General features: G+C 60.7%; 4 protein-coding genes and 1 pseudogene. 1 reads left to right on the forward strand and 4 read right to left on the reverse strand.

Annotated features, from left to right (window positions below):
- Window positions 1–28: 28 nt before the first annotated feature.
- From ADN01_RS05835 to ADN01_RS05850, 4 genes are all read right to left on the reverse strand, one after another.
- Window positions 29–1483, reverse strand: a complete 1455-nt coding sequence (locus tag ADN01_RS05835; RefSeq protein ID WP_062417218.1) for a potassium/proton antiporter — start codon at window positions 1481–1483, stop codon at window positions 29–31.
- Window positions 1484–1690: 207 nt separating this feature from the next.
- Window positions 1691–2137: a VOC family protein gene (locus ADN01_RS05840; RefSeq protein WP_062417216.1), complete on the reverse strand. Its 447-nt coding sequence runs from the start codon at window positions 2135–2137 to the stop codon at window positions 1691–1693.
- A gap of 76 nt (window positions 2138–2213) precedes the next feature.
- On the reverse strand, window positions 2214–4904 hold the full coding sequence (locus ADN01_RS05845) for a right-handed parallel beta-helix repeat-containing protein (RefSeq protein ID WP_082142634.1): 2691 nt from the start codon (window positions 4902–4904) through the stop codon (window positions 2214–2216).
- Between the two features lie 46 nt (window positions 4905–4950).
- Complete coding sequence (locus ADN01_RS05850) at window positions 4951–7491, reverse strand: right-handed parallel beta-helix repeat-containing protein (RefSeq protein ID WP_062417213.1); 2541 nt, start codon at window positions 7489–7491, stop codon at window positions 4951–4953.
- 197 nt (window positions 7492–7688) lie between these two features.
- On the opposite strand from ADN01_RS05850, the pseudogene ADN01_RS05855 reads away from it, so the two are divergent.
- A pseudogene (locus tag ADN01_RS05855) lies at window positions 7689–8217 on the forward strand (hypothetical protein); the annotation flags it as partial.

The raw sequence follows: 8217 nt of genomic DNA on the forward strand, positions 1-8217 counted from the left end.
TGCCCCCCACGCCCCCTGCGAACACGCCTCAGGCGGGCTGGCTCACCTTCGTCTGCACGGCGTCAAACGATTCCTGGGTCGAAAGCACCAGGAACACATCCCCCCCCTGCACCACCACGCCGCCGCTCGGAACCAGAAAATCGTTCTCGCGCGCGATCAGCACCACCAAAAAATCATCGGGCAGCCCCAATTCAAAAATGGCTTTGCCAATGGCGCAGGACCCCGGCGGAACCGGCATCTCTTTCAATTTGCTCTTGAACCCGCCCACGGATGTGAACTCAATCGGGTACACACGCTTGGGCACCACCGGCAGATCCAGCTTCAGCCGCCTGGCCACCTGCGGGATGGACGTGCCTTGCAGCAGCACAGAAGTCAGCACCACAAAGAAAACGATATTGAAAAACAGATCGGCCTGTTCCACCCGCGCCAGCAGCGGAAAGGTGGCCAAAATGATGGGCGCAGCCCCGCGCAGCCCCACCCACGAGATGAAAGTTTTCTCTCGCCAGCCCATGCGGCTGAAAGCCAGAGTCAGGAACACGCTCAGCGGGCGCGCCACAAACATCAGACAAAAGGCGATTAACAGCCCCACCCCCATAATCGGCACCAACCGCGAAGGGAACACCAGCAGCCCCAGGGTCAGGAACATGGCGATCTGCATGATCCACGCCAGCCCATCGTGAAAGCGCAGCAGGCTGCGCTGGTGCAAAAAGTCGTCCTTGCCCAAGACGATACCGGCCATGTACACCGCCAGGAAGCCGTTGCCTCCCACCCAATCCGTCAGGCCGAAGGTCAAAAACACCAGCGAAAGGGTCAGCACCGGGTACAGCCCCTCGTGCCCCAGCTTAATGCGGTTCACCAGCCAAAACATGCCCTTGCCCATCACAAACCCCGCCAGCGCCCCCAGCGCCATCTGGCGGATAAAAAGCGTGATCAGGCTGAAGGGAGACAGCTCTGGCTGGGTCACCAGTTGAATCAAGCCGATGGTCAGGAAGATGGCCATGGGGTCGTTGCTGCCGGATTCCAGCTCCAGCAGCGGTTTCAGCCGCCCTTTCAGACTGATGCCCTTCGAGCGCAGCACCGAAAAGACTGCCGCCGCGTCCGTCGAAGAAACAATCGAGCCCAAGAGCAGCCCTTCATACAGGCTCAGCCCCAGCAGCAGGCTGGCAAAGCCCCCCACGATAAAGGCCGTCAGCAAAACCCCCAGCGTGGAAAGCAGCAGCCCCTCGCGGGCTGAATCGCGCACGTCCGTCCATTCCGTCCCCAGCCCGCCGGAAAAGAGGATCAGCACCAGCGCGTTGACGCCGATGAACTGCGCCAAAGCCGGATCGTCAAAATAAATCCCCCCCAAGCCGTCAGAGCCCGCCAACATGCCCAGGCCCAAAAACAACAGCAGCGCCGGAACCCCAAAGCGGTCCGAAATTTTGCTCACCAGCACGCTGACCAGCAAGAGCAGCGCCGCCGCGATTAATGTCACACTATTCATACTGCCTCGCCCATTTCTGGCCTTCTCCAGTCGGTGAACATCCCCCACTGCCTGAATGGGAAACTATCCCGCTCAAGAAGGCACTGTAGATCCGCTCAATTATCGTTAATCCATGACCCGGAGGGCAATAACCCGCGCTGAATGGAACCATCAGCCGGTTTGATTAAACCACATTTCTTCCATCCTCACCACCAAAACTTGCCGGGGTTATTCCGCGGGCGGTTCCCCCCAGCCAGCGCTGCGCCGCATGATGCGGTGATCGGCGTTCAATTGCAGCAAATCCCACAAATTGCCGTACAGGTCTTCAAACACCGCCACCCAGCCGTATTCGGCCTGCTTAGGCTCGCGCACAAAATGTACCCCCGCCGCGCACAGGCGCTGGTAATCCCGCCAAAAATCGTCTGTGTTTAAGAACAGGAACACCCGCCCGCCGCTCTGACGGCCGATGAAAGCCTCCTGCTCCGGCGTGGACGCCCGCGCCAGCAGCAGCGTGGCCCCCCGCGAGCCTGGCGGGGCCACCACAACCCAGCGCTTATCCTGCTCCGGCTGGTAGGTATCTTCAATCAGCTCAAATTGCAGCGTATTCAGGTAAAAATCCAGGGCCTCGTCGTAATCGCGCACCACCAGGGCAATATGAACCAGTTCCTGCCGCATACACTTCCTCGCTTTTCAAAAAAAGCCCCTCCAGGCGGTGACATTACCCGCCTGGAGGGGTTGGGGTATCCTCAGCCTACCAACCAGAGCAAGTGCCTTGTTTCCAGGTCACGTTGACCCCGCCCGGGATCCAGTTCGTATCCAGAACGCTGCCGTCCAGGGCGTTGTTTTGGAAGAGCACATTGTTGAGCGTCAGAGGAATGTCCGCCGTGCTGGCAAAATATAACGCGTTATCCGAGTTGCCTGAAAACACACCGCAGTTCACCGTCAGCGGCTGGTTGTTGATGGCGTAGGACATGCCGAAATTCTCGCTGTCCCAACCGTTATCCGCCACGGTAATATAGTTCAGCACCGCCGGGCCGGCCTGCAGGTAAATGCCGCGCGTGCCGTTGCCCACAAAGCGGTTGCTGCCGCCCTTGTTGTTGATTTGGATCGGCGACGCAATGGTGTTATTCGAGCTGCGAATGCTTAAGCCGTTCTCGGTGTTGGCTGAGGTCTGCACTGCCGAAAGCGTCACCGGGCTGTCGGAGAAAATATACAGCCCATCCCCACCGTTGGTGGTGGCCTGAACGTCTTGCAGTATCACTGGTCGGTCCTGGCGGTGGAAGGAGGTGTTGGTCACCGCGATGCCGGCATCCGAATTGGACCCCGCCGTCAGTTTTTTGCCAGTCACAGACGCGCCCGTCTCCACCCAAATGCCCGGGCCCGCGGCGGTCAATCCGTTGCCAACTGCGGAAATCTCCGCAACCGAAACGCCCAGGTCGCCGTGATCATTGCGAATATGCAGGCCCAACTGACCGTTCCCGCTGGCCTGCACCCCGCTGACCAGCACCTTGCCGGTGGCGCGAATGTCCGCGCCCACGGCGTTATCTGCGAACTGGTTCTGACCGCGCCGGCCTTTCAAAATGACGCTGGGAGAGACCTCCGTTGCCGCGCCGTCCAACAGCAGGCCGTGTTCGCCGTTGCCGCTGGCGGTGATCTTGCTCAGGGTGACGTTGCTAGAGGTGATCACCTGCACGCCCTGGTCGGTGTTGGCATTGGCCGTCACGCTGTCCATCAGCAGCGGCGTTTTGCCTTGCTCCGGCCCGCGCAGGTTTAACGTCACGCCGCGGAATCCGTTCCCCGAAGCCTGAATGGATTTCAAGGTGATGCGCCCGCGGCCAATCATGCTGAGCCCATCGCCGCTCCGGTTGTGGTTAAAGGTGGAGCGCAGGATGGTGACTGGCTTGGCCGCCGTGGGGGTAAACTGCTGAATATAGAACCCAGCCACGGTGTTGTCATCTACCTGACAGTCGCTCATCACCACCCCCCCGTTGGTGTTCACCGCCCCCCCAGACAGGCCGTTGCCCGTCACCTTGACCCGCGACAGGTTGACGCTCTGTCCGCTGTCCAGGTTCTCCACCTGCACGCCGCCTTTGAGATTGTTGTTCGTGCTCAGCCCGCTGAGGGTGACCGCCCCCACTCTTTGGATATACAGGCCGGTGCCGCCATTGCGCTGAATGACCATCGGGCCCAGGCGGTCGCGGATGACCACCGGTTTAAACGCCCCGCTGTTGGTGATGAGCACCCCATACGTGCCCGCGTTGCGTTCCACCGTCACCCCATCCAGAGTGATCGCGCTGGCGGTGTCCAGAACCATGCCGCTATCACCGTTACCAGAGACGGTGCTGCGCAGCAGGCTGAACGCCGCCTTGGTGGCCGGGTCCAGGTTGAGGACGGCCAAACCAGTCCCCCCATTTCGCGTGGCGCTGATCTTATCTAACCACACCGGACCCACCACGCTCATCGCCAGGCCGCCGCCTCCGTTGTTGCTGAAGGTCGAGGAGACCGCGTTCACCGCAGCCTTAACACTGTCGGTTTGAACGCTGGTCCCTGTGCCCGTGTTTGCAGAGGATGAAACCCCATTCAGCAGCACACTCTCATTCGTGCGGATGTATAAGCCGTCCTCCGCATTGTCATGGAAGGAGCTGTTGGAGATCACCACCTTGCCATCGGTGTGAATAAAGGCTCCTCTACGGTTGCTGCCCCGAATGTTACTCTCCGTAATCGTCACCGGCCCGGTCTGCTTATCCACCTCCAGCCCCCGGCCGCTCAAAAACTGCACGCGGTTCACATTGACGCTGCCGATGCAGTTGACGGCAGACACCGTCGTGCCTAAAGCCTGCACCAGCCGCAGGTCGCGCAGGCCCCACGAACGCATCCCCACGATGGAGATGTTGGAATATAAGTCAGTCACCGGGCTGCCGTCATTCAACGACCCCATGCCCACCAGGTTGATCACCGCCGGGGGTGTGGCCCAATTTGCGCTGTCCAGGGTGATGTGAGTGGCCGGGGTGGTGCCGGGTGCGGTGAGAATGTAACTGCCCGCCCCGATGAAAATATTGCCTCCGGCCGGCGCGGCGTTGCGGCCGCTCAGGTAATTAATGCCCGCCTGAATGGGGTTGGTACACCCCTGATTCCCAGCCGTGTCTGGGTCGCAGTCGGCGGTGGTAAAGGCGTAGCTGGTCGCGCCAATCTTGAAATACGCCCCAGGGTCTGGGTACGGCACGGCTGCTGCGTCCACGGGGTTCGCCATCGGCAGCACCGTCACCCCTTCGGGCGGCAGCTCAAATTCGAACTCAGCCGGTTCACCTTGCTCTGCCCCTTCGACGACCACCGGGTCGCCTTCGGGGGGTTCGCTCTGCCCCGCCGCTGCCCCCACCGGCAGCAGCGCCAGCGCCACACACAGCGCCAACAGCATCCGCCAAACCGCACGCCATCTTTTCATCTCAGACCTCCTGACTCTCGCTGCTTCCCAATTCGTTTCTGCGCCGTCACCATCCCGTGCAGGCGCCCATCTGCACCGAAGCGTTGGTATCCAGCTCAATGATCCAATCCTGGTAGGTCAAATCCCCCAGTTTGTTGCCCCCCACCAGCACATTCTTAAACTGGATCAACCCTTCGCCGTTCTCCACCCGAAAACCCAGACCGATATTACCGCTGAAATCCCCGCAGGTGATCTTGAACGGCAGCCCCACCCCGCGGAAGAAGGCGGCGGGTTCCCCTGTGGTCAGGCCGCTGCCGCGCGCCTGCACATAGTCTCCGGTCAGGGGGCCTTTGACGTCAAAATACAAGCCCGAGCCGCCGCTGCCTTCCGCGCGCACCTGGCGCAGCACCACCGCCGGGTTGGGCATCGAGGCCACCAGGCCGTTCTGGCTCAGCCAGATGCCGTCCATCTGGCTGCCCACCACGCTCACCCGCTCCATCGTGACCGGCTGATTGCCGTACACCATCACCCCGTGATTCACACTGCGGTTGACGCTCACCTGGCTCAGTTTCACCACAGAGCTTTCCCCTTCGATGTCATCACTGTTGATCTCCAAACCGGTATTGAGCGAATCGGTCACCTGCACATTTTTCACCAACATGTTGCCGCGCCCACTCAAATAAATCCCCGTTCCCCCAAACACAGCCGCGTTCTGCAGCGAGACGTCTCCGTCCATGATTTCGGCAAAGATCCCCAGGGAATCTCCGCCCTGCGTCCGAATACCGCTCAACGACCCGCGGTTCCTGCCAACCACGATTAAAGCGCTTGACGCGTTGTTTTCAAAGCTGTTCTCACCGGCCCGCCCCTGCACAATCACGCTCTGGGTGGGGTATCCCAATCTATTCCGGCTGGCAAAATACGCGCCGTTCTGCCCGTTGCCGCTGCTGGTCAGACCTTTGGCGGTGATCATGCTGCTGCTGTCCACCGCCAGCCCAGTGCCGCCGTTTTGCAGAGTGCGAATGTTTTGCAGCTTGACCGGCAGGTTGAATACATCCGTCACCTGGTTGTTCACGAAAATGCCGGTAAATTGGTTGCCTACGGCCAAAACATCTTTAAGGGTCGCACGGTTTTGCAGCGTCATGATCAAACCATTCCCGCCCCGGTTGCCCGAAAACGTGCTGCGCTGCACTACTACCGGCAGGGCCGTGCTGGCAGATTCCTGAATCACCTGCAGGCCGCCGAAGCCGGTGTTGCCGCTTACCTCAACGTTGACAGCCGAAAAGCTGCCGTTGGCGATGGCATGCCCGCCTGCCAGATTACCCACCGAACGTACGTTGTTCAGGCTGATATTCGCACCCTTGAACGCGAATCCGGTGTCGCGGTTTTGATACGCCCGCAGCCCCTGAACGCGAATGGGGGCGGACATCTCCTCTACGGAAAGGCCAACGTTGTTATTCTGAAACAGGCAGGGCCCCAGGCGGTCCTGAATCACCACTTCTTTGGCCGCGTGGATCACCGCGCCTTCTCCCCACGAAGCGACCACCTCCAATCCGTCCAGCAAAACTTTCCCCGCGGTCCAGAGCTCTAAACCATTGCCCGTATTGAAGCTGAGCGCGCTGCGCAAAATCGTCGCTGCCGCATATGAGTTGATCCACACGCCCCCCGATTGATTGCGCAGGCTGGAAACGCGGTCCAGATACACTGGTCCTTGTGTGTCAACAATTAATCCGATGAATGTGTTGCGGGAAAAATTGGAAAACGTCACCCGCACGGGGGTGTTGGTTGAGAAGGTGCCCAGAATCACCCCGTGGCTGTTGTTGGATAACGCGCTGACCCCATGCAGAGAAACTTTCTGGGCATTAACCACTTGCAGCCCAGGACCGTTATTCCCCGAAAAACTGCTGTTGAGGATCTCCAGACTGCCGTCTGTGCCCAGGTGCGCCCCTGCACCGGTGCAGTGGGAAATATGCACATCGCGCAGGGTCACATTCCCGGTTTGTGCGCTGATGATCAGGCCGGTGTCGGGGGTGTCTATGTTCGTCCAACCGCTCACCACCGCCGTGCCGGAATTCTCCGAGGCGTTCAGCACGCCCTTCATCTGAAAGTCGCTGACCCCCCAGTTATGAAGAAAGTTAATATGAATCCGCCCCACCAGCCGGGTTGTCGCCTGCCCCCCGCCGATGGTGCCCCCCATGCCCACCAGGTTCAGGGCTGCCGGGGGCGTTTGCCATTGGGAACCGTCCAGCCGCACATGCGCCGGCGTGGCCGCCGTCAGGTCATATTCCCCCGCGCCGAGGTAGATGGTTCCCCCCGCGGGTGCGGCATTGTGACCGCTGAGGTAATCCACCGCCGCCTGAATGGGGTTGCTGCACGCCTGATCCCCGGCTGTGTCCGGGTCGCAGTCTGCAAAGGTGAACGCGTAGGGGGTCGAACCGATCTTAAAATAAGCCCCAGGGTCGGGGTATAAAACCGCCTGCTCTTCCATTGCTCCGGCCTCCGGAGGGTTCAGACCCTCAGCCGCCGCCGGAGTCACCCACCCGGTGAACAGACACAACCCCATCATCACGCTTGCCGCCAAGCGCCGCAGCCCTGCCGCACGTTGCACCATATTGCCTCCCCAGCCCAATGAAAAGTGGTTTTCGGAATCACGAAGCGTATTGACACCCCCCACGGGCGTGCCCATCCCCGAAAAAGGGATTCCAGCGCGTGATAGAACGATGATAGCAAAGATCAAGATTGTTTTCAACCGTTTTTCCACCGATTCCTACCTTCCAATTGCCCGCCCCTGACTATAATGAAAGAGAAATGATCCCTTCGCTCCAATCCCTCGCAGACCGCTGGGCGCACGTGCCCCACCCCACCTGCCAGGCCGAAGTACGCCTGCACCAGCCCTGGGCGCTGTTTCTGGCGGGTGCGGCTTTGCTGTGGTACGCCCTGGAGCTGTCCCCCGCCGCCGCGGTCATCTTCACCCTGGTGGGCGGCATGGTCCTCTGCGCTTACCTGTGGGCGCGCATCTTGGCCGCGCGTCTCAGCGGTCAGCGCCGTCTGCGCTACCGCGCCTTTCAGGTGGGCGACACCCTGGAAGAGGAAATCAGCCTCACCAACCGCAGCCCCCTGCCCGCCCCCTGGGTGGAGTTCAGCGACCGTTCCGACCTGCCGGGCTATCAAATCAGCGAGGTGCGCGCCGTCAGCGGCGGCCAGACCCTGCGCTGGAGCGCCAGCACAGAATGCCGCCAGCGGGGAATTTTTCGCCTGGGGCCCTGGGAACTGCGCAGCGGCGACCCTTTCGGCCTGTTCAGCGTGCGTCAGGTGACGGCTGACCCCCTGGAAATTG

This window comes from Levilinea saccharolytica, assembly GCF_001306035.1.
Taxonomy (GTDB): domain Bacteria; phylum Chloroflexota; class Anaerolineae; order Anaerolineales; family Anaerolineaceae; genus Levilinea; species Levilinea saccharolytica.